The organism is Litorivita sp. NS0012-18, assembly GCF_040371945.1.
Taxonomy (GTDB): domain Bacteria; phylum Pseudomonadota; class Alphaproteobacteria; order Rhodobacterales; family Rhodobacteraceae; genus Litorivita.
This window is the reverse complement of the sequence record NZ_BAABWS010000002.1, coordinates 590,379-613,635: the sequence shown is the minus strand read 5'-3', so window position 1 is coordinate 613,635 and position 23,257 is coordinate 590,379. Positions and strand designations below refer to the sequence as shown.

23 protein-coding genes are annotated in these 23,257 nt (G+C 63.4%); 8 read left to right on the top strand and 15 right to left on the bottom strand.

What is annotated here, in order from left to right:
- Positions 1-23: 23 nt before the first annotated feature.
- The 3 genes from cysS to ABWV64_RS12585 all read right to left on the bottom strand — a co-directional run bounded on the left by cysS (position 24) and on the right by ABWV64_RS12585 (position 2,551).
- The gene (gene cysS, locus ABWV64_RS12595; protein ID WP_353345730.1) at positions 24-1,469 is read right to left on the bottom strand and encodes a cysteine--tRNA ligase; all 1,446 of its coding nucleotides are present in this window, start codon (positions 1,467-1,469) and stop codon (positions 24-26) included.
- A 295-nt stretch (positions 1,470-1,764) separates the two neighbouring features.
- Positions 1,765-2,223, bottom strand: a complete 459-nt coding sequence (locus ABWV64_RS12590; protein WP_353345728.1) for an SRPBCC domain-containing protein — start codon at positions 2,221-2,223, stop codon at positions 1,765-1,767.
- A complete protein-coding gene (locus tag ABWV64_RS12585; RefSeq protein ID WP_353345726.1) occupies positions 2,210-2,551 on the bottom strand; it encodes an ArsR/SmtB family transcription factor in 342 nt (113 codons plus the stop codon). The genes ABWV64_RS12590 and ABWV64_RS12585 overlap by 14 nt, the downstream gene beginning before the upstream one ends.
- Positions 2,552-3,315: 764 nt before the next feature.
- Here ABWV64_RS12585 and ABWV64_RS12580 point away from each other — a divergent pair.
- Both ABWV64_RS12580 and ABWV64_RS12575 read left to right on the top strand, forming a co-directional pair.
- Positions 3,316-4,137: an isocitrate lyase/PEP mutase family protein gene (locus ABWV64_RS12580; protein WP_353345724.1), complete on the top strand. Its 822-nt coding sequence runs from the start codon at positions 3,316-3,318 to the stop codon at positions 4,135-4,137.
- Entirely contained in the window at positions 4,134-4,982 is an 849-nt protein-coding gene (locus tag ABWV64_RS12575) for a TPM domain-containing protein (protein WP_353345722.1), read from the top strand. The genes ABWV64_RS12580 and ABWV64_RS12575 overlap by 4 nt, the downstream gene beginning before the upstream one ends.
- A 110-nt stretch (positions 4,983-5,092) precedes the next feature.
- Here ABWV64_RS12575 and ABWV64_RS12570 read toward each other — a convergent pair whose 3' ends face one another.
- Positions 5,093-5,650 (bottom strand): peptidylprolyl isomerase, encoded by a 558-nt coding sequence (locus ABWV64_RS12570; RefSeq protein ID WP_353345720.1) that lies wholly within the window; start codon positions 5,648-5,650, stop codon positions 5,093-5,095.
- Positions 5,643-6,149 (bottom strand): peptidylprolyl isomerase, encoded by a 507-nt coding sequence (locus ABWV64_RS12565; protein WP_353345718.1) that lies wholly within the window; start codon positions 6,147-6,149, stop codon positions 5,643-5,645. The genes ABWV64_RS12570 and ABWV64_RS12565 overlap by 8 nt, the downstream gene beginning before the upstream one ends.
- Positions 6,150-6,352: 203 nt before the next feature.
- On the opposite strand from ABWV64_RS12565, the gene ABWV64_RS12560 reads away from it, so the two are divergent.
- Both ABWV64_RS12560 and ABWV64_RS12555 read left to right on the top strand, forming a co-directional pair.
- Positions 6,353-7,540: a phosphoglycerate kinase gene (locus ABWV64_RS12560; protein WP_353345959.1), complete on the top strand. Its 1,188-nt coding sequence runs from the start codon at positions 6,353-6,355 to the stop codon at positions 7,538-7,540.
- Positions 7,541-7,581: 41 nt separating this feature from the next.
- A complete protein-coding gene (locus tag ABWV64_RS12555; RefSeq protein WP_353345716.1) occupies positions 7,582-8,370 on the top strand; it encodes an SDR family NAD(P)-dependent oxidoreductase in 789 nt (262 codons plus the stop codon).
- A gap of 135 nt (positions 8,371-8,505) precedes the next feature.
- On the opposite strand, the gene ABWV64_RS12550 is transcribed toward ABWV64_RS12555, so the two are convergent.
- Entirely contained in the window at positions 8,506-10,146 is a 1,641-nt protein-coding gene (locus ABWV64_RS12550; RefSeq protein WP_353345714.1) for an acyl-CoA dehydrogenase family protein, read from the bottom strand.
- Positions 10,147-10,358: 212 nt separating this feature from the next.
- On the opposite strand from ABWV64_RS12550, the gene ABWV64_RS12545 reads away from it, so the two are divergent.
- The 4 genes from ABWV64_RS12545 to ABWV64_RS12530 all read left to right on the top strand — a co-directional run bounded on the left by ABWV64_RS12545 (position 10,359) and on the right by ABWV64_RS12530 (position 14,649).
- Positions 10,359-10,658, top strand: a complete 300-nt coding sequence (locus ABWV64_RS12545) for a septum formation initiator family protein (RefSeq protein WP_353345712.1) — start codon at positions 10,359-10,361, stop codon at positions 10,656-10,658.
- A 261-nt stretch (positions 10,659-10,919) separates the two neighbouring features.
- Positions 10,920-11,930, top strand: a complete 1,011-nt coding sequence (gene pdhA, locus ABWV64_RS12540; RefSeq protein WP_353345710.1) for a pyruvate dehydrogenase (acetyl-transferring) E1 component subunit alpha — start codon at positions 10,920-10,922, stop codon at positions 11,928-11,930.
- Between the two features lie 12 nt (positions 11,931-11,942).
- On the top strand, positions 11,943-13,319 hold the full coding sequence (locus ABWV64_RS12535; RefSeq protein ID WP_353345708.1) for a pyruvate dehydrogenase complex E1 component subunit beta: 1,377 nt from the start codon (positions 11,943-11,945) through the stop codon (positions 13,317-13,319).
- A gap of 10 nt (positions 13,320-13,329) precedes the next feature.
- Entirely contained in the window at positions 13,330-14,649 is a 1,320-nt protein-coding gene (locus ABWV64_RS12530) for a pyruvate dehydrogenase complex dihydrolipoamide acetyltransferase (protein ID WP_353345706.1), read from the top strand.
- Positions 14,650-14,724: 75 nt separating this feature from the next.
- On the opposite strand, the gene cysE is transcribed toward ABWV64_RS12530, so the two are convergent.
- From cysE to ABWV64_RS12485, 9 genes are all read right to left on the bottom strand, one after another.
- Positions 14,725-15,534: a serine O-acetyltransferase gene (cysE, locus tag ABWV64_RS12525; RefSeq protein ID WP_353345704.1), complete on the bottom strand. Its 810-nt coding sequence runs from the start codon at positions 15,532-15,534 to the stop codon at positions 14,725-14,727.
- A gap of 216 nt (positions 15,535-15,750) precedes the next feature.
- Positions 15,751-19,668, bottom strand: coding sequence for a baseplate multidomain protein megatron (locus tag ABWV64_RS12520; RefSeq protein ID WP_353345702.1), 3,918 nt, complete (start codon positions 19,666-19,668; stop codon positions 15,751-15,753).
- Positions 19,668-20,123, bottom strand: a complete 456-nt coding sequence (locus tag ABWV64_RS12515; RefSeq protein ID WP_353345700.1) for an NlpC/P60 family protein — start codon at positions 20,121-20,123, stop codon at positions 19,668-19,670. The genes ABWV64_RS12520 and ABWV64_RS12515 overlap by 1 nt, the downstream gene beginning before the upstream one ends.
- Before the next feature lies 1 nt (position 20,124).
- A complete protein-coding gene (locus tag ABWV64_RS12510) occupies positions 20,125-21,009 on the bottom strand; it encodes a phage/gene transfer agent baseplate hub protein (protein ID WP_353345698.1) in 885 nt (294 codons plus the stop codon).
- The gene (locus tag ABWV64_RS12505) at positions 21,009-21,641 is read right to left on the bottom strand and encodes a phage distal tail protein, Rcc01695 family (protein ID WP_353345696.1); all 633 of its coding nucleotides are present in this window, start codon (positions 21,639-21,641) and stop codon (positions 21,009-21,011) included. The genes ABWV64_RS12510 and ABWV64_RS12505 overlap by 1 nt, the downstream gene beginning before the upstream one ends.
- A 57-nt stretch (positions 21,642-21,698) precedes the next feature.
- Complete coding sequence (locus tag ABWV64_RS12500) at positions 21,699-22,289, bottom strand: phage tail tape measure protein (protein ID WP_353345694.1); 591 nt, start codon at positions 22,287-22,289, stop codon at positions 21,699-21,701.
- Positions 22,276-22,485: a rcc01693 family protein gene (locus ABWV64_RS12495; RefSeq protein WP_353345692.1), complete on the bottom strand. Its 210-nt coding sequence runs from the start codon at positions 22,483-22,485 to the stop codon at positions 22,276-22,278. The genes ABWV64_RS12500 and ABWV64_RS12495 overlap by 14 nt, the downstream gene beginning before the upstream one ends.
- Positions 22,482-22,808, bottom strand: coding sequence for a gene transfer agent family protein (locus ABWV64_RS12490; RefSeq protein WP_353345690.1), 327 nt, complete (start codon positions 22,806-22,808; stop codon positions 22,482-22,484). Before ABWV64_RS12490 ends, ABWV64_RS12495 begins: the two co-directional genes overlap by 4 nt.
- Positions 22,809-22,811: 3 nt before the next feature.
- Positions 22,812-23,228 (bottom strand): phage major tail protein, TP901-1 family, encoded by a 417-nt coding sequence (locus ABWV64_RS12485; protein ID WP_353345688.1) that lies wholly within the window; start codon positions 23,226-23,228, stop codon positions 22,812-22,814.
- Between the last annotated feature and the right edge of the window lie 29 nt (positions 23,229-23,257).

The window sequence follows — 23,257 nt, the reverse complement described above, 5'->3', positions numbered from 1 at the left end:
CATCCGTGCCTGACACCGCGCGCTCATAGCAGCCCCTCCAATTTGGACGCATCGAAACCCGCCGCCTCGGACAGATCGACGCCGTCTTTGGACATACGCACCTCGACCCCTGCCGCAAGTAGGGCGGTTTTCAGCGCATCGACGGGGGCGAAATCTTTGGTCTGCATCGCGGCGGCGCGCAGGGCGGCGAGTTTGCCCGCATAGGCAGACAGGTCCACCCCCGCCTCCGACGCCCAATCGGGGACGTCCTCGCTCATAAGCCCCAGCAATGTCAGGCTCGCGCGCAGGGCGGCGACCTCCCCCGCATGGGACAACTGGTGCAACACTGCAATCGCGCCCGCGGTGTTCAGATCATCGCCCAGCGCGGCGATCACATCGACGTGGGGCGCCGCATCGCATGGCGCATCCTTTGCCTGTGCATACCATTTCTTGAGCGTCGCTTTGGCCTGCTCGGCCTTTTGCGCCGTCCAATCCATCGGTTTGCGGTAGTGGGTGGAGAGGAACACAAAGCGGATCACCTCGCCTGGCACGCCGCTATCGAGCAAATCACGCACGGTGAAGAAATTGCCCAAGGACTTGGACATTTTCTTACCCTCGACCTGCAGCATCTCGTTGTGCATCCAGACATTGGCAAAGCCCTCGCCGTCACCCGCATGACCCGTGGCGCAGCAGCTTTGCGCGATCTCGTTCTCGTGGTGCGGGAACATCAGATCATTGCCGCCGCCGTGGATGTCGAAGCGCGCGCCCAGCAATTCATAGCTCATGGCGGAGCATTCGATATGCCATCCGGGGCGGCCGCGCCCCCACGGGCTTTCCCATCCGGGCAGGTCATCAGAGGACGGTTTCCACAGGACGAAATCCATCGGGTTGCGTTTATAGGGTGCCACCTCGACCCGCGCACCGGCGATCATATCGTCGATGCTGCGCCCCGAAAGCGCGCCGTATTTTTCATAGCTTTCGACCGAGAACAGCACATGCCCCTCGGCGGCATAGGCATGGCCGCCTTTGATCAGGGTTTCGATCATCGCGATCATCGAGTCGATATATTCGGTTGCCCGCGGCATGGCGCGATCACTGTCCCCTCCGCGAATGGACGGGTCCAAGGCCCCCACGGCGCGCATATCATCCAGATACCATTGCGTGGTCTCGTCGGTGATCTCGCGGATGCTGCGCCCGCTTTCGGCCGCCCGTGCGTTGATCTTGTCATCCACATCGGTGAAATTGCGCACATAGGTGACGTGATCCGTCCCATAGGTATCGCGCAGCAAACGGTAGAGCACGTCAAACACAATCACGGGCCGCGCATTGCCGATATGGGCGCGGTCATAGACGGTCGGCCCGCAGACATACATGCGCAGATTGTCGGGGTCGATCGGCGCAAAGACCTCCTTTTTGCGGGTCTTTGTGTTGTGCAGCTTGATCACTCTATCGCTCGTCACGTCAGGCGTCCTCGTATCTGGCGCGCGCATGGCAAACATGCGCAAAGGCTCGGCTCGCCCGCGGACTTAGCAACTTCATGTGTTTAAGGAAACAGAAGAACGGCCCGCGAGATTGCTCAGCAGGGAATAATGCAGCAGATAATAATGCTGTGCGGGGTGTGGTTGCTCTTCATGAGGGCAGGCTAACACCCCCGCGCCGCCGCGCCAAGAGGTTTTAGATTTGGCGCGCGGTGGCGGTGCGGGTGGACGCGGGGCGGGCGTAGGCGGGCACAAGTCGAACGCCGCACCGATCACAGCAGAGCATTTCCCGCCCAGCGCCGCGCGTTTATTGCAGCGGACCGGAGGCACTCGCCATCGCCGCCAAAGCATCCAGCGCCGCTGACCAGCCGCCTTGATACTCGCCGAAAAGCTCCGCCCCGACGAGGCTTGTGATTTGCAATGTGACCCGCAATTTGCTGCCCATTTCGCTGGGCGCGATGTCGTGGCTGCACAAAGAGACCGACATCATCTGGCCGCCGATCACCAAGGTTTCGGTGAAGCACAAAAACTCCGGCTCAACCACATGGAACTGGCTGACGGTTGTGAACTCGGGCGCCTCTTTCGGCCCGCAACGCGTTTCCTCGCGTCCGCCCGCGCGGCAATCGAAATAATCAATGATCACCGCGGTTTGGTCATCGGGCGCGCTCCATTTTTGGCGCAATTCGCGGTCGGTCATCACATGGAAAAGCCGCTCGGGGGCGCAGGCGATGTCGCGCTCCAAGGTTACGGTTTCAAATTCGGCCATCGTTACTTTCCTTTTCTAAATCTTCGGCAAGAGCGGACAAGCGATCCAAACGCCCCTCCCACAGGCGCCGGTGCTGTTTGAGCCAAGCTTCGGCGCGCGCCATCGGAGCGGCTTCGATATGCACCATGCGCACACGGCCGATCTTATGCGAGCGGACCAACCCGACGGCCTCAAGCTTGCCGAGGTGTTTCAAAAAGGAGGGCAGCGCCATGTCGTGCGGCGCGTGCAGCTGTGACACCGGCGCTGGCCCCTCCATCAACTGCGCGATCACGGCGCGCCGTGTGGGATCACCAAGGGCGGAGAAGATGTCGTCGAGATTGTTATCCATGTGGCTAAGTAACAAGACCTGCGCAGCGCGTCAATAAAAACCTAGCCTCTTGGCTAAGCGATGCAAGCTCTGGCCTCGCCAGCCCGCGCGCCGCCCCATACGGCCAGAGGTGGCGCGCGCTGGCGGTGCGGGCGGGCGGCGCAGTATGCCAAGGCCGCACGCCTTTGCGGGCAAGCTTGGGACAGCAAGCCGCGCCCAGGACCACGGCGCAGGGGCAGATGTGGATGCGGATGCGGCGGCCTGCGCCGCCCAGCGCCCCCTCAAAACAGGCGATGCCCGATCAGGGCCACCGCCCCGAACGGCGCCGCGACTTGGTCTGACAAAACGCTTTATCTCCCCGCCTCTGTGCCTTCCGCCCGTCCCAACCTCCGCGCTTCACCACCTCCCTATCTCCCTATCTCCCTGTCTCCCTGTCTCCCTGTCTCCCTGTCTCCCTGTCTCCCTGTCTCCCTGTCTCCCTGTCTCCCTGTCTCCCTGTCTCCCTGTCTCCCTGTCTCCCTGTCTCCCTGTCTCCCTGTCTCCCTGTGAAGGAGGCTGCGCATCGGCGTGTTGATTGCAAGCTTCGCATTGCACGCATTGGCCTGCGCTCTTTTCGGCCGGCTGACCCGCCAACCAGCCCCGCTCCGCCGGTTTCCCGCTCTGCCCTTGATGCCCGATCCCCGCCCCTGAGGCGCCCTCCGTCCGCTTTTGTCTTGCGCTGCGGCCATGCGCCTTTCACTGTGGGCGCAGTGTTATCTGTCATCTGCCATTTACCGAGGTGCCCCATGCATGATCCCGCCCCCTCCTTTCGTGCCCTGCACAAACGCGGCGCGCCGTTTATCCTTGCCAATGCGTGGGACGTCGGATCGGCGCGGGTTCTGGCCGGATTGGGCGCCGATGCGATTGCGACCTCCTCTTCGGCCCATGCCTTTACCCAAGGCCGCCCCGATATGGGCAATCTGACCCGCGACGAGGCCTTGGCCCACGCGCAGGATCTGGTCGCCGCCACGCCTTTGCCGGTCTCGGGCGATTTCGAGAACGGGTTTGGCGAGGCGCCGGAGACCTGCGCAGAGACGGTGCGCCTTGCCTGCGAGGCGGGGCTGGCGGGGATTTCCATCGAGGACACGGCCCTGCCCGCCGATCACCCCTACGCGGCCGATCTGGCGGCCGAGCGCATCCGCGCCGCCGCCTCTGCCGCCCGCGCGCTGCCGCGCGATTTCGTTCTCGTGGCGCGCGCTGACGGGGTGATGAACGGGCAGTATGACATCGAAGAGGCCCTGCGCCGGATCAAGGCCTTTGAAGCGGCGGGGGCCGATTGTGTCTATGTGCCGCTGCCCGCCAGCCTCGCTGATTTGCAGCGGGTGATTGAGGCCACTGCCTTGCCGGTCAATGTTCTGGCGGCGGGGCCCTACGCCGATATCAGCCGCGCGCAGTTTGCCCAAATGAGCGCGGCGCGGATTTCCATCGGCGGCGGTTTGGCGCGGCTGACCCATCGGGCGGTGATCGACGCGGGCCGCGCGATGATGGAGCGCGGCGATTTCTCGGCCCTCAAGGGCGGGGCCAGCGAGGCGGAGGTCAATGCGCTCATGGCCAAGGGGTCGGCATGAGGACGGCGCGATGGTGTGGCATGATCGCGGCGCTGGCGCTGTGCCTGCTGCCCCATAGCGGCGGCGCCCAAGAGGTGCCGCCCGCCCCCGCGCAAAGCTACATCCTTGATCTGGCCGATTACCTGACCGACGCGCAAGAAGCCGATATCTCGCAACAGCTCTTGGCGCTCAAGGCGCGCAGCGGGGTCGAGATGGCGGTGCTCACCCATCCCTCCGCGCCGCAGTTTGAGGCCTATGCCACCCGTGTGTTTGACGCATGGGGCATCGGGGATAAATCGCGCAATGACGGGATATTGCTGCTCATCACCCGCGCCGAACGGGCGGTGCGCCTAGAATTGGGCGCCGGATACGGGCGCGAATGGGACCGCGCGGCGGCCGATGTGATCGACCGCGAGATGATGCCGCATCTGCGCGCCGATGACATCAATGCCGCCGTGGCCAGCGCCATCGCAGCGACGCAGCGCCGTATCATCACGCCCTATCAGGCGGGCGATCCGGCCCCCGCGCCCAAAGGCGGGTCGAACTGGCCGGTCTGGCTGATCGGCGCGCTCATCGCCCTGACCGCAATCAGCAGGGCGTTCAAATCACGGCTCGCCGCGCTTTTCGGCCGGATGTCGCGTTGCCCGCAATGCCAGCAGCGCGGCCTGAAGCGGCAAGTGACCGCGCTGCGCCCCGCGACGCGCGTTTTGGGCGGGTTGCGGCGGGTGCAAGTCACCTGTCCGCACTGCGGATACAGCCAGTCGCGCGAAGAGCCGACCGCCCCGATCCGCACCTCCACATACAGCGGCGGCGGCGGGTTTGGCGGCGGGCGCTCGGGCGGCGGTGGGGCCTCGGGGCGGTTCTAGCGCGCAGCCCTTTGCGTGGCTTGCCCTTAAATCACAGGCATGACCCAAAACAACAAACGGCCCGCAGATCGCTCTGCGGGCCGTTTGATTTTTGCAACGCGTTGGGGCGCCTATTCGGTGACCGTGACCTTGGTCATCACGTCGGGCGCGCCGATGACCGATCCGTTCGGGCCTTTGCCGCGTTTGATCGCATCCACCACATCCATGCCGCCCGTCACAATGCCCACAACCGTATATTGCCCGTTCAAGAACGGGCCTGGTTCGAACATGATGAAGAACTGCGAATTGGCCGAATTGGGATCGGAAGAGCGGGCCATGCCCACAATGCCGCGATCGAAATTCATATCCGAAAACTCGGCGTCGATATTGCCAAGCTGCGATCCGCCCATGCCCGCGCGGCGCATGTCTTCGCCTATGCGGCCGAATTCCACATCACCTGTTTGCGCCATAAAGCCGTCGATCACGCGGTGGAACACCACGCCGTCATAGGCACCCTCGGCGGCCAGAGCCGAGATTTGCGCCGCATGTTTGGGCGCGAGATCTTCGAGCAGGTCGATTGTGACGGTGCCATTGGCCCCCTCGCCCGCGATCTCGATCTGCAGCCCCGTGGCCAAAGCCGCCGAAGCCGAAAGGGCCAAAGCGGCTGCGCTTGCGATCAGTTTATGCATCTGCGGCCACCTTCATCGAGATCATCCGGTCGGGGCTGGCGGGCGGCTCGCCCTTGGTGATCGCATCGACATGCTCCATCCCCTCGATCACGCGGCCATAAACCGTGTATTGACCGTTGAGGAAATGGTTGTCCTTGAAGTTGATGAAGAACTGCGAATTGGCCGAATTGGGGTTGGCCGAGCGCGCCGCGCCCAGCGTGCCGCGATCATGGGGCAGTTTGGAAAACTCCGCCGGAAGGTCCGGCAGGTCCGAGCCGCCGGTGCCCGCGCGGCGGATGTCGAAGTCCTTTTCCATATTGCCATGGGCCACATCGCCGGTTTGCGCCATGAACCCGTCGATCACGCGGTGGAAGGCGACGTTGTCATAGGCGCCAGCACGGGCCAGTTCCTTGATCCGCGCGCAATGGGCGGGGGCCACATCGGGCAAAAGCTCCAGCGTCACAGTGCCGCCTTTGAGTTCGATCAACAGGGTATTTTCGGGGTCTTTGATGTCCGCCATGTCCGGCTCCTTACTGTTCGCGCAGGCTCGCGCGGCGTGATTTCCTGCGCGAATACCTAAGACCAAGCGCCGCGGATGCCAAGCGCGCTGTTGACGCCTCGCGCCAGACGGGCGAAGACATGCGCAACGCGAACCAAAAGCGGGCCGGATATGGCGCCCGCGAGGCCCGCGCAGCGCGCGCGGCACAGACGGGAGATATGAGTATGGGTTGGAAAACGCTGGACGATATGGATTTGGAGGGCAAATCCGTTCTGGTGCGGGTCGATATCAACGTGCCGGTGGATGAGGCGGGCCAAGTCACCGACGCCACGCGGATCGAGCGGATCGTGCCGACGATCCAATATATCACCTCCCACGGCGGCAAACCCGTGCTTTTGGCGCATTTCGGACGGCCCAAGGGCAAATATGTCCCCGAACTGTCGCTGCGCGCCGTGGTGCCAGCACTGCAAGAGGCCTTGGGCTGCGATGTGACCTTTGTCGAGCGCCCCGACCGCGCCGCCATTGATGAAGCGCCCAACGGCACGGTGTTTTTGGCCGAGAACACCCGCTTTGCACCGGGCGAGACGAAAAACGATCCCGGGATGGCGCAGTTTCTCGCCTCGCTCGGCGATATCTATTGCAATGATGCATTTTCGGCGGCGCACCGCGCCCATGCCTCGACCGAGGGCGTGGCGCATTTGCTGCCCTCTTGCGCGGGGCGTTTGATGCAAGCGGAGCTTGAGGCGCTCGAAAAGGCGCTTGGCAAGCCGCAAAAACCCGTGGTCGCCGTGGTTGGCGGCGCGAAGGTGTCGACCAAGCTCGACCTCTTGGGCAATCTCGTTGAAAAGGTGCAATATCTGATCATCGGCGGCGGCATGGCCAATACGTTTTTGGCGGCGCGCGGCATTGATGTGGGCAAATCGCTGTGCGAGCACGACCTGACCGAAACCGCCGAGCAAATCCGCCTCAAGGCGCTCGATCTGGGATGCGAGATTGTGCTGCCCGTCGATGTGGTCGTGGCGCGCGAATTTGCCGCCAATGCCCCCCATGAGGTGGTCGGCGCGCAGGACTGCCCCAAGGATGCGATGATCCTCGACGCGGGGCCGCAATCGGTGGCGCGGATCGAAAGCCTGCTCGCCGAGGCGAAAACCCTGATCTGGAACGGGCCTTTGGGCGCATTTGAAATCGAACCCTTCGATGCGGCGACCAATGCGGCGGCGCAAGCGGCGGCGAAATACAGCCGCGCCGGCACGTTGATTTCGGTGGCGGGCGGCGGCGATACGGTGGCCGCGCTCAACAAGGCCGATGCGGCCAAGGATTTCACCTATATCAGCACCGCAGGCGGCGCGTTCCTTGAATGGATGGAAGGCAAAACCCTGCCAGGCGTTGCCGCATTGATCGGCGCGCGCTAGGCTTGGGCCAAAGGCGCAAGAGGCGCCGCGAGGAGTGTGATATGAGCGATGCTTGGGTTTTGATCACGGGGGCCTCTTCGGGTCTGGGCGTGGAATTTGCGCGCCTTGCGGCCGCCGAGGGGCGCAATGTGATCCTCACCGCGCGGCGCGCCGAGCGTCTGGAGGCGCTCAAACAAGAGCTGATGCGCGACAACCACGGGATCGAGATCGAGGTGATCCCTGCGGACCTGTCCCAAGACGGCGCGGCACAGGCGCTTTGGGCCAAGGCCAGCGCGGGGCGCGGCATCGATATTTTGGTCAATAACGCGGGGCTTGGGGCCAACGGATTTTTCGGCGATCCGGACAATTGGCCGCGCGAGCGGGCCGAGATTGCGGTCAATGTCGCCGCCCTCTCGGCGCTGATGAGCGCCGCCATCGGTCCGATGCGGGCGCGCGGCCACGGCTATATCCTCAACGTCGCCTCGACCGCCGCCTTCATGCCCGCGCCGCGCATGGCGGTCTATCACGCCTCCAAAGCCTATGTGCTGTCGCTCTCCGAAGCGGCGGCCGAGGAATTGTCGGGCAGCGGCGTCAAGGTCTGTGCCCTGTGCCCTGGCCCCGTGGCGACAGAGTTTTTCGAGCAAGGCGAGATGGAAGACAGCTTTTTGCTCAAGATCACCCGACCTGCCCCCGCCGATGCGGTGGCGCGCGCCGGATGGACGGGGATGAAACGCGGTAGGCGGATCGTGGTGACGGGGGTCTCCAACAAGGTCTTTGCCTTTTTGCCAAGGCTGTTGCCGCGCCGCGTGATGGTCTTTGCCATGCGCATGGTTTGGGCGCGCAAAGGATAAGCGCAGCGCATTTGCGGCGGCTCCGGCCATAAGCCGCGCGGCGCGCGCAAGGACCCGATGGGGCCGCGCGCAAATGTGCCGCGCGCGGGCCCGACATCGGGGGCGCGCGCCGCGCCGCCCCGCCTCTACGCCGCTCTAGCCTTCGGTAATGCGCGCCGTGATCGCCGCCGTATCCACCCCCGAAATCGCCCCGTAAGTGCGCCCGCGCTGCCCGCCCAGACGGGTGGCGATATAGCCCTGCGCCACCGGCGCGGGGGCCTTTCGGATCAACACCGCAGCGGTCAAGAGCGTGGCGAGGCTTTCGACATACCACCGCGCCTGCCCCTCTTCGGGAAGACGCGGGAAACGCGCCATATGGGCCTTAATGGCGGCATCGAATATCCGGTCGCCCCCCGCCGCCAAGGTCAGCTCGTTCGACAGCGCCTCTGCGGTGGCGGGCGCCTTGATCAAGGTGCGCAAAATATCGAGGCAGATCACATTGCCCGACCCTTCCCAGATCGAATTGAGCGGCGCCTCGCGATAGAGCACCGGCATCGGCCCCTCTTCGACATAGCCCGACCCGCCCATGGATTCCATCGCCTCAAAAACCACCTGCGGGCACAACCGGTTGCCCAGATATTTTGCCAAGGCCACGCCGATACGGGCAAAGGCGCGCGCGCCTTCGGTGCCGCTGTCAAAGCTTTGCGCCACATGCAGCGAAAGCGCCAAGATCCCCTCGGCCTCCAGCGCCAGATCGGCCAGAACCTGCGCCATCAGCGGCTGGTCGATCAGCCGTTTTTGAAAGGCGGTGCGATGCTCGGCCCAATGATGCGCCTGCACCAAGGCGGCGCGCATCAATCCGGCGGGGGCAACGGCGGTATCGAGCCGCGTGTGATGCACCATCTCGATGATGGTTTTGATCCCCGCACCCTCCTCGCCCAAGCGGTGCGCCCATGCGCCCTCATATTCGATCTCGGCAGAGGCATTGGCGTGATTGCCCAGCTTGTCCTTGAGCCGCTGGATGCGGATGGCGTTGCGCCCCCCGTCAAGCCAGCGCGGCACCAGAAAACAGGTCAATCCGCCCTCGGCCTGCGCCAGCGTCAAAAAGCCGTCGGACATGGGCGCCGAGCAAAACCATTTATGCCCCGTCAACCGGTAGGCCCCATCCGCCGCCTGCGCGCGCGTGCTCGTGCCGCGCAGGTCCGAGCCGCCCTGCTTTTCGGTCATCGCCATGCCCAGCGTCGCCCCCGCCTTGCGCGCCAAGGGCAGCGCCGCACCGTCATAGCGCCGCGAGGTGAGTTTGGGCACCCAATCCTTGACCAAGGCAGGCGCGGATTTGAGCGCAGGCACGGCGGCATAGGTCATGGTCATCGGGCAGCACACCCCCTGCTCGACCTGCGTCAGTTGATAGAGCATCGCGGCGCGGGTGACATGGCCGCCCTGCGCGCCTTCCCACGGCAGGGCGGAAATACCGCTGCCGATGCCCGCTTGCATGAGGTCGTGATAGGCGGGGTGAAAATGCACCTCGTCGATGCGCCGCCCGCCGCTGTCATGGGTGACAAGCTCGGGCTTGTGGCGCTGCGCCGCGCGGGCTTTGGCGCGCATCTCGCGCGTGCCGATCCGCGCGCCGAAATGGGCCAGATGCTCCATATCCGCGCCCGCCGCCGCCGCGTGGGTCCGCAGGGCCGGATCGCGCGAGAACAGATCGCTGTCGCCGATGGGCTGCGGCTGGTTGGTGACCTCATGCGTCGAAAGATCGGCGCGCGCAGGCAGCGAGGCGGGCGGATTTTGCGTCATCTGTCGGGGGTCTCCTCTTGGGGGGGGCAGCGGGCGGCCCGCTTAGGCGCAGCCTCGCAACTGCGGCGGGTATTTGCAACATCCCGCGCATGACAGAGGATATCTAAAGAAAAGGTAAAACAGGGGATTCACAAAGCGAATCACCTGTGGCATGATGTAAAAAAGGCCCGTTAGAGGCCGTAAATTTGGCAGTATCAGGCAGTTTTCCAATCATGTCCTCGCGCAAAAAACCCGGCTTCGGTGTGCTCGTTTATTTCGCCGCCGCGCTCAGCATCGGCCTGTATTTCGCTTTTGCCGCCGTGCAGGGCGATTACGGCCTGTTCCGCCGCGCCGAAATCAATGCCGAGCGCGACCAGTTGGCCGCGCAGCTGGCGCTGTTGCAAGCGGAAGTGGCGCGGATGGAAAACCTCACGCAGCGCCTGTCGGACAGCTATCTCGATCTGGACCTTCTGGACCAGCAAACGCGCGATGTTCTAGGCATGGTGCGCAGCGACGAGATCGTGATCCGCTAGGCGGGCCGGACGGGGCGCGCGCGTCCTTCGTTCATCTTCACCATAGTTTAACCTGCCTCTGTCCACTGTGCGCGGGCGCTCATTCGGCCACCTTGCGCGGGCGCGTATCGCCAGCGGCGCGGGCGACGAAAGCGGTTTGTTTTCATAGGCATCGCCGCACCCAACCGCGGTCAACCAAATTCTCGCTCGCATCCCTTGGCGAGATACTGTATTAAATAGTTTAACGCTAAACTAGTTTCATCCCGGAGGAGGATCCCGCCGATGACAGCCAAGAAAAGCTCAAAGAAACCAAATGTTTCTGCCGAAGAGTTAAAAGCCTACTATCGCGACATGCTGCTGATCCGGCGATTCGAGGAAAAGGCGGGGCAGCTTTACGGCATGGGCCTCATTGGCGGCTTTTGTCACCTCTACATCGGGCAAGAGGCGGTTGTCGTCGGGCTTGAGGCGTCGGCCAAAGAGGGCGACAAACGCATCACCTCCTACCGCGATCACGGGCATATGCTGGCCTGCGGGATGGACCCGAACGGGGTGATGGCCGAATTGACCGGACGCATCGGCGGCTATTCCAAAGGCAAGGGCGGCTCGATGCATATGTTTAGCAAAGAGAAGCATTTTTACGGTGGCCACGGCATTGTCGGCGCGCAGGTGCCGCTTGGCGCGGGTCTGGCCTTTGCGGATAAATACAAAGGCAATGACAATGTGACCTTTGCCTATTTCGGCGATGGCGCCGCCAATCAAGGGCAGGTCTACGAGACTTTCAACATGGCCGCTCTATGGAAGCTGCCGGTGATTTTTGTCATTGAAAACAACCAATACGCCATGGGCACCGCGCAGGCGCGATCGACCTCCTCGCCCGATATCTACACCCGCGGCGAGGCCTTCGGCATCGCCGGACAGGCGGTGGACGGCATGGATGTTCTGGCCGTCAAGGAGGCGGGCGACAAGGCCGTGGCGCATTGCCGCGCGGGCAAGGGACCGTATATTTTGGAGGTCAAAACCTACCGCTATCGCGGCCATTCGATGTCCGATCCGGCCAAATACCGCACCCGCGAAGAGGTGCAGAAAATGCGCGAGGAGAAAGACGCCATCGAACATGTGCGCGAATTGCTCCTGACCGGCAAACACGCCAGCGAAGACGACCTCAAAGCCATCGACAAAGAGATCAAAGGCATCGTCAACGCCAGCGCCGAATTTGCCAAGGAAAGCCCCGAGCCGCCGCTCGAAGAGCTTTGGACCGACATCTACGCGACCGACGCGTCGCAGACCGCGTAAGGGAGACAAAACATGCCAAGCGAAATCCTTATGCCCGCCCTCTCGCCGACCATGGAAGAAGGCACATTGGCCAAATGGCTCGTCAAAGAGGGCGACACAGTTGCCGCTGGCGACATCATGGCCGAGATCGAAACCGACAAGGCGACGATGGAATTCGAAGCCGTCGATGAAGGCGTGATCGGCAAAATCCTCGTGGCCGAGGGCGCCGAGGGCGTCAAAGTGAACACGCCGATTGCCGTATTGCTCGAAGAAGGCGAGAGCGCCGATGATATTGGCGCCGCTGCGGCCCCCGCCGCCGCGCCTGCTGAGGCCAAGGCCCCTGCCGCCTCCGCTCCTGCCGCCGCGAAATCCGCCGCGCCTCAGGTGCAGGCCATCGAGCAGACCCCCGATTGGCCCGAAGGCACGCCGATGAAAACCCAAACCGTGCGCGAGGCCCTGCGCGACGCCATGGCCGAGGAAATGCGCCGCGACGAGACGGTGTTTTTGATGGGTGAAGAGGTCGCCGAATACCAAGGGGCCTATAAAATTTCCCAAGGCCTATTGGATGATTTCGGCTCCAAACGGGTGATCGACACGCCGATCACCGAGCACGGGTTTGCCGGTATCGGCGTTGGCGCGGCCTTTGGCGGCCTGCGCCCCATCGTCGAGTTCATGACCTTTAACTTCGCCATGCAAGCCATTGACCAGATTATCAACTCTGCCGCCAAGACGCTCTATATGTCCGGCGGTCAGATGGGCGCACCGATGGTGTTTCGCGGCCCCAACGGCGCCGCCGCCCGCGTCGGCGCGCAGCACAGCCACGATTACGCCGCATGGTATGCGCAGGTGCCAGGTCTCAAGGTTGTCATGCCCTACTCGGCCGCGGATGCGAAAGGATTGCTCAAAACCGCGATCCGCGATCCCAACCCCGTGATCTTCCTCGAAAACGAAATTCTGTATGGCAAGACCTTCGAAGTCCCCGCCATGGAGGATTTCACCATCCCCTTCGGCAAGGCAAAGATTTGCCGCGCGGGCAGCGATATCACCATCGTCAGCTTTGGCATCGGCATGACCTATGCCCTTGAAGCGGCTCAGAAACTTGCCGACGAGGGCATCGAGGCCGAGGTCATCGACCTGCGCACCCTGCGCCCGATCGATTATGACACGGTGCTCGGTTCGGTGATGAAGACCAACCGCTGCATCACCGTCGAGGAAGGCTTCCCCGTCTGCTCGATCGGCAATCATATCAGCGCCACGATCATGCAGCGCGCCTTTGATTATCTCGACGCGCCGGTGATCAATTGCGCCGGTAAGGATGTGCCGATGCCCTATGCGGCGAACCTCGAAAAACACGCGTTGATCACCACTGCCGAGGTGGTCGAGGCCGCCAAGCAAGTCACCTATCGTTGAGGAGAGAGAGATGCCGACAGAAATCCTGATGCCCGCCCTCTCGCCGACGATGGAAGAGGGAACATTGGCCAAATGGCTGGTCAAGGAGGGCGACACCGTCTCCTCCGGCGATCTGCTGGCCGAGATCGAAACCGATAAGGCGACGATGGAATTCGAAGCCGTCGACGAAGGGGTGATCGGCAAGATCCTCGTGACCGAAGGCTCCGAGAATGTGAAGGTCAACACCGCCATTGCGGTGCTCTTGGAAGAGGGTGAAAGCGCTGATGACATTGGCGCGGCCCCTGCGGCGGCACCGGCGGCAAAAGCCGTCGCGGCTCCAGAGGCGGCGGCGGCGCCTGCCGCTAAGGCTGAGGTCACCTCTGCCCCATCTGCACCGCAAGCCTCTGACGGAACACGCATTTTCGCCTCCCCTCTGGCGCGCCGGATCGCGGCGGACAAAGGCGTGGACCTGTCGGCGATCACAGGCTCCGGCCCCAAAGGCCGGATCGTCAAGGCGGATGTCGAGGGGACCACAGCGGGCGCCTCGGCCCCTGCCGCAAGCGCCGCCGCACCCGCGGCCTCTGCTGCGCCCGCCGCAGCCCCTGCTCCGATGGCCAGCGGCCCTGCCGCCGACGCGGTCAAACGCATGTATGAGGATCGCGCCTATGAGGAAATCCCGCTCAACGGCATGCGCAAAACCATCGCCGCACGGTTGACCGAGGCCAAACAATCGATCCCGCATTTCTATCTGCGCCGCGATATCCGTCTCGATGCGCTGCTCAAATTCCGCGGCGAGTTGAACGCACAGCTTGAGGCGCGTGGCGTGAAACTGTCGGTCAATGATTTCATCATCAAAGCCTGCGCCTTGGCGCTGCAAGCCGTGCCCGCCGCCAATGCGGTTTGGGCGGGTGATCGGGTCTTGCAACTGACCCCGTCGGATGTGGCCGTGGCCGTGGCGATCGAGGGCGGATTGTTCACGCCGGTGCTCAAAGATGCCGAGATGAAATCGCTCTCGGCGCTCTCGGCCGAGATGAAAGACCTCGCCGCCCGCGCCCGCGACCGCAAGCTTGCGCCGCATGAATACCAAGGCGGCAGCTTTGCCATCTCGAACCTCGGAATGTTCGGAATTGACAATTTTGACGCCGTAATCAACCCGCCACACGGCGCAATTCTCGCAGTTGGTGCGGGTGTGAAAAAACCCGTCGTCGGCAAGGACGGCGCATTGGAGGTCGCGACGGTGATGTCTGTGACGCTATCGGTCGATCACCGCGTGATCGACGGGGCGCTGGGGGCGGAGCTGCTCAAACATATCGTCGACAATCTGGAAAACCCGATTGCGATGCTGGCCTGATCCGGCGTGCAGAGTGAAAACCAAAAACGCCCGCACAAAGCTGCGGGCGTTTTCATGTGCAACGGGCGCGGGGCGTTATTCGCGCGCGCCGATCAATTGGTTCATCGAGACCGAAGGTTGATCACAGCCCGCCTCGCCGACGACTTTGGCGGGCACGCCTGCCACGGTTTTGCAGCACGGCACATCGGCCAGAACCACCGATCCGGCGGCGATGCGGCTGCAATGGCCGATCTCGATATTGCCCAAGACCTTGGCCCCTGCCCCGATCAACACGCCATTGCCGATTTTCGGGTGGCGGTCCTCGTCTTCCTTGCCGGTCCCGCCCAAAGTCACCGAATGCAGGATCGACACGTTATCGCCGACCACGGCGGTTTCGCCGATCACGATGGCATGGGCATGATCGAGGAACAGCCCCTTGCCGACGCGGCAAGCCGGATGGATATCGACGCCGAATTGTTCGGAAACGCGCATTTGCACGAAATAGGCCAGATCGCGCCGCCCCTGACGCCACAGCCAATGGCCGATGCGGTAGGCTTGGATCGCCTGAAACCCTTTGAAGAAAATCAGCGGCTGGATATAGCGATGGCAGGCCGGATCGCGTTCAAACACCGCAATGATATCGGCGCGCGCCGCTTGGCCCAACTCGGGATCGGCGGCATAGGCCGCATCGGCGATCTCGCGCAGCAATTGTTCGGACATCTCGCCCGAGGCCAGTTTTTGCGCAAAGCGGTAGGACAGCGCATCCTCCAGCGTCTCGTGGTGCAAGATGCAGCCGTGGACCAATCCGCCGAGCAGCGGCTCGTCCGTGACGGCCTGACGGGATTCTTCCAAAATACGGGTCCAAACGGGATCGATTTGGGACAGTTTTGCGCGTTTCTCGGCCATGGTGCCTTGCCTCATAAGCATCCGGTCGCGTGCAAATCTGCGTGCGACAGAGGGTTTTGATTTCGAACCTCTATAGCAGATCGGGCGGGATGCGGAAATGCAAAGCTGTGATCTCGGCGATTTCGGGCGCGAATGGCTTGTGCGCCAACGCGCAATCGCCCAAGGGCCGCACGAGAATATTCCCGCGCAGCCCTTTGTTTTTATGTACATTTACTCTCAGGCAACCGCGAGGCTGCGCTTTGCCCCCGCGCCATAGCTCGCGGAAATTTGCGCCACCGTGACCTCGAAACCGCCCGCCGTGCCATCAGCGACCTGCATCGCGGCGCTATAGGTCCAGCTTGGCACGGTCAGGATTTGCTCGCGCACCAAAGCCCCGCCCAGACGGATTTGCAAAAGATAGCTTTCGCTTTCCTCTCCCAGCGGCACCTCGATCGTATCCCACCCGTCACCGGCTATGCGCGTGCGGCGGATCCACGAGATGGCGTAATCGCCCCCCGCTATCGGATCGGCGCGCAGATGCACCGGCGCATAGGGGCGCAGGCCGACCCCGTCGAAGGCCTCGATCCGGTGCACGAAGGACGGATCGTCATAGCTGCGCTGCGCAGGGCCGATGCGGTAGTGGCGCGCGATGTTGCGCTGGCTGGCGGCCAATGTGATCTGCTGCGGTATCCCGTCCAGCGCCACCACATAGGACCCCGCGGGCCATTGCGACGGCATAAGAACATCAGAGCCAAGCTGCCCGCGCAAACGGTGTTTGAGCAGATAGGTGTTCTCGCCCACCAATTGCGCATCGCGGAACTGGAACAGCTCCCAATTTCCGGCGCTGCCATCCCCGATGGCCATCAGGTTGCCGCCGTTGAGCAAGGCCTCGTCGTCAATGCCCGACAAGGCGCCCGAGGTGAGCTTGACCACCAGCCCCTCGCCGTGGTCGATGATCCCCATGGAGGCCGCAAACATCGCCGTTTCGGTGACGCCCAGCGTCGAGCGGGTCGAGATCAATTGATCAAGGCTGTAGCCCGCATCCGAGCCCGAGGCATAAAGCGCCGCCGTTCCGGGCCAAGGCTCTGCGGTGACGGCCAAATGCGGCGCATGGGGCACTTCCTCGCCGGTCATCAGCGGCAGATCGAGGAAAAGCGGGAAGACCGGCAAGGGCGGCGTGAAGGCGCGCACCGTCGCCGCATCATCGGCCATATCGATCGGGCGATAGGTTTCCGGCTCGATACGCACGGCCTCAACGAGTTGCTTGTCGCCCTGCTCGACGCGGTCGATGCGATAGCGCGCGGGCACCCCGTCATTGTCGAGCCGCAAGATATCCCCCGCCCCCAGCGGCAGCTTCGACGGCGGCAAGGCAAAGCGCACCACATCGCGCGCCACGCGCGCCTCCGACAGCCAGCGTTCGACCACTTGGCGCCCTTCGGCTCGGGTCAAGGACAAAGGCACTTCGGTCGCCGCCACCGCATGGGTCGCCTCGTCGGGCAGGACCGCCTCTTCGGCGACCACGTCGAAATCGCCCTCGGCCTGCACAAACCGCATCCGCACGCGGCCCGTGAGTTCGGCCTCGGCGGTGCGGGTTTCCTCGATCAGACCGTCAAGCTCCTTGGCCACGGCCATTTCATCGCGCGACACCTCGATGTCATTGAGCCCGTCACGCATGATGAATTTGAGGGTGCCGCCACGCTCCACCGCATCAAAGCCGTAGCGCAGCATCAAGGGCTGCAACGCCGTGCGCGCGGGGGCGACCTCGGCGCGGGTATATCCGCGCAGATAGCCGTAAAGCTCGGAGACATCGAAGCTGGCCACGCCAGCACGTTTGCAGATCTCGGCCACCACATCGGACAGGGGGCGCGAGCCGCTGCGCCCTGTCATCCAATGGCCGCGCGCGTAATTGTCGCCGTCGCTCCAAAACCCGCGATTGTTGGGAAAGAACGGATAGGGCCGCGCATCCCACGCCCAGACATGGGCACGGCTCATATCGAGCATCGGCGCGCCGTAAACCTCGCTGACGGGGTTGTTCGCCGGATCGTTCCAATAGCCGAACATGGCGCGCAGATATTGCATCTGCATCAACTCGTCGCGCCGCCCGTTGGAGTAGCGCGGCAGGCTCGATTCCGACGATTTCGGGTCGAGGAATTTATTCGGCTGATTGGTGCCTTTGTCCACCGCAGCGCAGCCCAGTTCGGTGAACCAGACCGGTTTCGACATCGGCTCCCACGCGGTGGGATTGCTTTGGCGCAGACCGCCAATGCGTTCGTGATGCGCGTTCAGCCACCAGTTCTTGATATCCTTGTAGCGGTAAACCCACGGCTCGCCGTGGTCGCCATCGGTGATCGGCGTGCGGATTTGCGCCGCGCGCGCATCGACCGAATGGTAATACCAATCATAGCCCTCGCCGCCCTCGATATTGTCCTTGAGGTAATCGAGATTATAGATCGTGCCCCAATCAGAATCGCTATGCTCGGTCCCGTCGCGCCAATCGGAAAGGGGCATGTAGTTGTCGATCCCGACGAAATCGATATTGGCGTCGGCCCAAAGCGGATCGAGGTGAAAATAGCGATCACCGCTTCCGTCTTGGGGTTGGTATCCGAAATACTCCGTCCAATCCGCCGCATAGCCGATTTTGCACTGCGGTCCGAGGATCGCGCGGCATTGGGCGGCCAAATCGATCAAGGCCGTCACCGCCGGAAAGCTGCCGTTCGCGCCGCGAATTTGGGTCAGCCCGCGCATTTCGGAGCCGATGCAAAAGGCCTCGACCCCGCCCGCCGCAGCGCAAAGCGCGGCTTGGTGCAAGATAAAGCGATTGTAGCGCCACTCGTCAGGGCCGGAGTAACTGACCGTTTCGCCGGAGATGGCAAAATCTGCCGCCGTGGCCGTGCCGAAAAACGCTGCCACTTCGGCCTCGGCGGCGGCGGTGGCGTCGCTCGATCCGGCCTGCCCCGGCGCATCCATAAGCGTAATCCGCCCGCGCCACGGCAATTTGGGCTGCGCGGCGGCACCCGAATAGGGATCGGGCAAGCTGTTTCCGTCCACCTGATCCATCAAGATAAACGGGTAATACATCACCCCTTGGCCGCCCGCTTGCGTGGCTTGGATCGCCTCGATCACCGATGCGTCCGCAGGCGTGCCGCCATAAATCGGACGGCCTTCGGGATCGAAGGGCACCAGATCGGCCGTGCTGCGCATCTCGCCCGCGACGGCCCAAGGCATTTCCTGACCGTCGAATTGGGTCTGCTCCACCTTGGGTTTGATGTCGCAATGCGCCGCGCGCAGGTCATTGCCGAACCAGCTGACGATCAAGGAGACCGAGCCGCAATTGGGCAATTCCTCGCTCAGGGCCTCAAGCGAGGTGGCATAGTCGGATTTTCCCGAGGGCGAATTGACATTGGCCAACGCCGATTGCCCTGCGCCGTAGGAGAAATGCACCGGCGTGGTGGCCAAGGCATATTCCCCGCTTCCCGGCATCATGGCGACGCCTTGGATGCCAAAGGAAGGGTCGGTATTGTGGCTCTCGGTGCCGGGTTGCGCGGGGCGCACCACCTCGAAAGAGAACTGCGGCACGCGGTTGCCGAATTGCTCCAACGGCAGGTCCTCGAACACCACATAGGCCGTGCCGCGATAGGCCGGCACATTGCCCGCCCCCTCGACCGCTTCCATTTTGGGATCGGGCAATTGGTCCTTCGCGCCGGTGTAGACGCGCATATTGAGGCTGTCGCGCGCGATCTCGCTGCCATCGGCCCAAATGCGGCCAATGCTGGTGATCTCGCCCTCGCAGACCGCAACCGCGAGGCTGACCGTATAGCTATAGTTGCGCACAGTGGGACGCGGCGCGCCCTTGCCGCCGCCCGAGACCGAAACCGTTTCGGCAAAATTGGTCGCCCAAATCACATGCCCGCCTACGCGCATGCGCCCGTAGACTTGAGCAATCGGGTCGCCCTCTCCCGAACCGGTCAGGCGGAAGCGTTCGATCTGCCCCTGCTCGACCGCCTCGGCGCCGTTGCCCATGATGCGTTGATCAATCGCGCGGCCCAATGTGGCCCCCGCCAAACGGCCCACGGCCGCCGCCGAGACCCCCAAAAGCGTACCGCCCACCGAGCCGCCGATCGCCGCACCCGCCGCAGATAAAAGGATCGTCGCCATCACACAGTCTCCTCAGGAAAAGCAAATCGCGCCACGATGCGGCGCTGCCATGGCAGGCTCAGCGGGCTTTCAACAACCGCATGGCCCGAATAGGCGTGAATGAATGTCGGTGTGCCGCCGGTCAGCGGCACTTGGCCTTGCAGGCCGAGGTGTTTGGCCACGCCCCCTGCCCGCATCCGGAACAGCAACACATCCCCAGGGGCCGGATTGCCCAAGGGTTTGGCGATCAAATGCGCCTTGGCCGCGCGCCAAAGCCGCTCGTCGCCCTGCGGCTCGGACCAGTCCTGCGTATAGGCGGGCACGGCTTCCGGCTCCGCGCCCAGCACCTCGCGCCACACGCCGCGCAACAGCCCGAGGCAATCGGTGCCCGCGCCTTTGGTGCTGGCTTGGTGCATGTATGGCGTGCCGATCCAGCCGCGCGCCGCCGAGACGATCTGATCCCCCAAATGCCCCATATCAGCGACGGCTCCCGCCGCCGGTGGTGCCGCTCTGGCTGGGCGGGATCACCGTCCAGTCATCGCCAGGAATGTCAGGAAACCCTTGGTAATTGAGCAGGTTGTTGAACTTGAGCTGGCAGGTTTTCATGCGTTTGTCACACCCCGCCTCGATGCGGATCATATCGCCCGCCACAATCGGCGCACGCATCGGCGCCCAAAGCTCGATGACGCGGGTTTCCTCGTCAAAATAGTCGCGTTTGATCATACCGGTCAGGCCTGCGCAGGCACCGCTTTGCCCGATCATGCGGCCGCGTTCGAACCATGCGACGTCAAAACCGGTCAGCCCGTCAAAGCGGAACACCTGCCGCTCTTCGACCGCCTCGACCGCAACATCGGCGAAAAACCCTGCCGCCGCGCGGTCAAACCCGCAGGCCGCATCGCCCAGAACCGCGCTGCAGGGCTTTTGATAGACCCGCCCCATGGGACGGTTCAGCGCCTCGGTCAGCCCGCGCAATTCGGCGGTAAAAGCCCCGTTGGTGCGGCGCAATTCACCGATCGAGCCGCGAAACTGTGTCTCGTGTTGCGAGATATCGGCCCAATTGACCAGCCACGACACCACCTGCGCCCCGTCAAAACGGCCCGCCTCGATATCGGCCTCGGTGATGGCTGCCGCGCGCAATGCGCCGATGGCTTCGCTGTTGTCGACCGACAGGCCTGTGGATTGCGCCAAAGCCATCGCAGTCAGCCCGCTGTCGGCCTTGAAGGTGATCCCGTCAAAGGTCAGGTCGCGGTCGTGATCGGTAAAGCCGAACACCGTGCCATCGCGCCGGATAATCGCCCATGTGCGGCACACCGTGGTCGCCCCAGAGGCGAGATGGGATTTGAACGCTTCGGAATAGGCCATCACACGCGCACCTCGACCACCGGCACCGAGGGCACATTGCCCGCACGAAAGGAAGAGACCGAGGTCTGGATCCGGTCGGTGTCAAAACGCACCGGCACGTCGAATTCGAATCCGGCCGTGATTTCAAAGCCTTCGTTGGGCGGATGCACAAAGGTGATAATCCCCGTCGCGGTATCGACCTCATAGTGGATACCCTCTTGCATCTCGTCGCCCGCCACACCGACGCGCACCGTGCCGCGCACCGGTTTGGTGATCGGGCGGATATAGCTTTGATCGCCGGAGCGGTAGGTTTTGGTCAATTGAAAGCTGGCGTTGATCTCGTCGCCGATGGCAATCACCTGATCGTCATAGGTGATATCGGCCGAGGCGGGGCAGGATTTGTAATCGGCCCAATCCTTCCAGCGAAAGCCGTTCACCTGCCCGTTGCGGGCCTCGAAGAACGAGATCAAGGTCTCGATATCGTCAAGGCTGCGCATTGAGACGCCCGCATCATAGCGGCGGCGCGAATGGGCCCAAGGCGTGTTGCGCTCCTCGTATCCGTTGGCCAGCGTCACCACATCGGTGCGCCGCTCCGGCCCGCCGACAGAGCCAAAGCTGAGCGAAGCGGGAAACCGCGTTTCATGAAATCCCATTGTCGTGCTCCTCAAAATCCGTATGGACGCGCGGCCCGCGCGCCGGTCTGTTTGCTGTTAGCGGTTGCGTTGCCCGCGGCTGAGCGCGCGCGACATTTCGGCGGCGATCTGCGCTTGGCTGCGCTGGAAGCTGGCCGCATCGGGGGTGGAGATATTCATCACCACGCTGACGGGGGCGGCGACCTGCTGGGTCTTGCTTTGGCGCTCCGAGGCGCTCATCACCGAACTCATCGAGCTGTCATAGCCCATGGCCGCCGCGTTTTTCCCGCCGCCAAACAGACCGGTATTGCCAAAGGGCATCGCCGCGCCGACGAGCGATCCGATGCCTTGGGCGATGGTGCTGCCGACTTGGTCGGTGACGGGTTTGAGCGCTTGATTATAGGCCGTGTTGGCCATGGTCTGCGCCACCTCGCGCAACACATCGGACAGGCGCGCGCCGTCGAAAACCGCGCTATCAAAGGCCTTGCGCAAACCGCGGCTGAGCCCCTTTTCCAAGGTCGCCACATCGGTTTGCGTGCCCGAAAGCGTGGTGCGGATTGTGCGCAGTTCCTCGTTGAAACTGGCCGCGACCACGGCGGCATCGCCCAATGTGGCCTCCAATGCGGACACTTGCATGTCCAGATTGTCCAAACCGTCAAATTGACTCATCGTTCTTGCCTCCTTCGGCATCGGGATAGGCTTTGAGCAGCTCGTCGAGCCGCGATCGCGCCAGCGGGACCACCCCGCCGCCCTCGCCCAGCATCAGCCGCAGCTCGGCCGGGGTCAGGCGCCAAAATTCACGCGGGGACAGGCCAAGCCCGTGGATCCCCGCCCGCATCAACACGGGCCAGTCAAAGCCCGTCACCGCGCGCGGTCCTCGGGCAACATGAAGGCCCGCGCCAAGAGCTGCGCCGCCGCTTTGGCCGCGCCCATCGGCCCGCCCGCGATTTCGGCGCTGAGCAAATCGGCGCTGGTGCCGGACCAGCCGCCACCGCGCAGCCCCGCAACAATGAGCGCAAGCACATCGCGGCTGGAAAACGCGCCGGCCTCGAAGCGCTCGACGAGGGTCACCAACGTGCCCTCCTCGAGGCTGTCCTCAAGCTCGGCCAAGGCCCCCAAAGTCAGTTTCAGAACCCGCCGCTCTCCGTCGATGACGAGGCTGACCTCGCCCGTCCAAGGGTTCGCCATGACTTAGACCGCCGCCGTAAAGAGCAGCGCCCCCGCCGAAGAGAGCGACAATTCATAGGTCGCCTCGCCATTATGCGATCCGGCGTATTCCACCGAGGCCAATTGGAACGGCCCTTCGACGATGCCGAAATCGGGGATGATCACCTGAAAATCCGGTGTCTCGCCGTCAAAGAAAATCTGCCGCGCGCGTTCGTCCGTCGCGTCATCCTTGAACACGCCCGAGCCGGTGATCGTGGCCGAGCGCACCCCCGCGCCGCCCAAAAGCTCGCGCCAGCCGCCCTGACTTTCGAGCGACGTCACATCGACGCTTTCGGCGTTGAAGGCGATCCGCGTGGCGCGCAGACCCGCCACCGTCTGGAACTGGCCATCGCCAGTCATGTCTACTTTGATCAAAAGATCCTTGCCGTTCTGGGCTGTCATGCTCGTCACTCCGAAATGGTGGGTGGTGG

Bases quoted from the DNA above. Each gene is read 5' to 3' on its own strand.
- ABWV64_RS12575 (WP_353345722.1), top strand. From the start codon at position 4,134: ATGAGGACGGCGCGATGGTGTGGCATGATCGCGGCGCTGGCGCTGTGC.
- ABWV64_RS12585 (WP_353345726.1), bottom strand. From the start codon at position 2,551: ATGGATAACAATCTCGACGACATCTTCTCCGCCCTTGGTGATCCCACA.
- ABWV64_RS12510 (WP_353345698.1), bottom strand. From the start codon at position 21,009: ATGGCCTATTCCGAAGCGTTCAAATCCCATCTCGCCTCTGGGGCGACC.
- ABWV64_RS12515 (WP_353345700.1), bottom strand. From the start codon at position 20,123: ATGGGGCATTTGGGGGATCAGATCGTCTCGGCGGCGCGCGGCTGGATC.
- ABWV64_RS12505 (WP_353345696.1), bottom strand. From the start codon at position 21,641: ATGGGATTTCATGAAACGCGGTTTCCCGCTTCGCTCAGCTTTGGCTCT.
- ABWV64_RS12535 (WP_353345708.1), top strand. From the start codon at position 11,943: ATGCCAAGCGAAATCCTTATGCCCGCCCTCTCGCCGACCATGGAAGAA.
- ABWV64_RS12520 (WP_353345702.1), bottom strand. From the start codon at position 19,668: ATGGCGACGATCCTTTTATCTGCGGCGGGTGCGGCGATCGGCGGCTCG.
- ABWV64_RS12570 (WP_353345720.1), bottom strand. From the start codon at position 5,650: ATGCATAAACTGATCGCAAGCGCAGCCGCTTTGGCCCTTTCGGCTTCG.
- cysS (WP_353345730.1), bottom strand. From the start codon at position 1,469: ATGCGCGCGCCAGATACGAGGACGCCTGACGTGACGAGCGATAGAGTG.
- ABWV64_RS12490 (WP_353345690.1), bottom strand. From the start codon at position 22,808: ATGGCGAACCCTTGGACGGGCGAGGTCAGCCTCGTCATCGACGGAGAG.
- ABWV64_RS12580 (WP_353345724.1), top strand. From the start codon at position 3,316: ATGCATGATCCCGCCCCCTCCTTTCGTGCCCTGCACAAACGCGGCGCG.
- ABWV64_RS12550 (WP_353345714.1), bottom strand. From the start codon at position 10,146: ATGACGCAAAATCCGCCCGCCTCGCTGCCTGCGCGCGCCGATCTTTCG.
- ABWV64_RS12545 (WP_353345712.1), top strand. From the start codon at position 10,359: ATGTCCTCGCGCAAAAAACCCGGCTTCGGTGTGCTCGTTTATTTCGCC.
- ABWV64_RS12500 (WP_353345694.1), bottom strand. From the start codon at position 22,289: ATGAGTCAATTTGACGGTTTGGACAATCTGGACATGCAAGTGTCCGCA.
- pdhA (WP_353345710.1), top strand. From the start codon at position 10,920: ATGACAGCCAAGAAAAGCTCAAAGAAACCAAATGTTTCTGCCGAAGAG.
- ABWV64_RS12565 (WP_353345718.1), bottom strand. From the start codon at position 6,149: ATGGCGGACATCAAAGACCCCGAAAATACCCTGTTGATCGAACTCAAA.
- ABWV64_RS12485 (WP_353345688.1), bottom strand. From the start codon at position 23,228: ATGACAGCCCAGAACGGCAAGGATCTTTTGATCAAAGTAGACATGACT.
- ABWV64_RS12590 (WP_353345728.1), bottom strand. From the start codon at position 2,223: ATGGCCGAATTTGAAACCGTAACCTTGGAGCGCGACATCGCCTGCGCC.
- ABWV64_RS12560 (WP_353345959.1), top strand. From the start codon at position 6,353: ATGGGTTGGAAAACGCTGGACGATATGGATTTGGAGGGCAAATCCGTT.
- ABWV64_RS12530 (WP_353345706.1), top strand. From the start codon at position 13,330: ATGCCGACAGAAATCCTGATGCCCGCCCTCTCGCCGACGATGGAAGAG.
- cysE (WP_353345704.1), bottom strand. From the start codon at position 15,534: ATGGCCGAGAAACGCGCAAAACTGTCCCAAATCGATCCCGTTTGGACC.
- ABWV64_RS12555 (WP_353345716.1), top strand. From the start codon at position 7,582: ATGAGCGATGCTTGGGTTTTGATCACGGGGGCCTCTTCGGGTCTGGGC.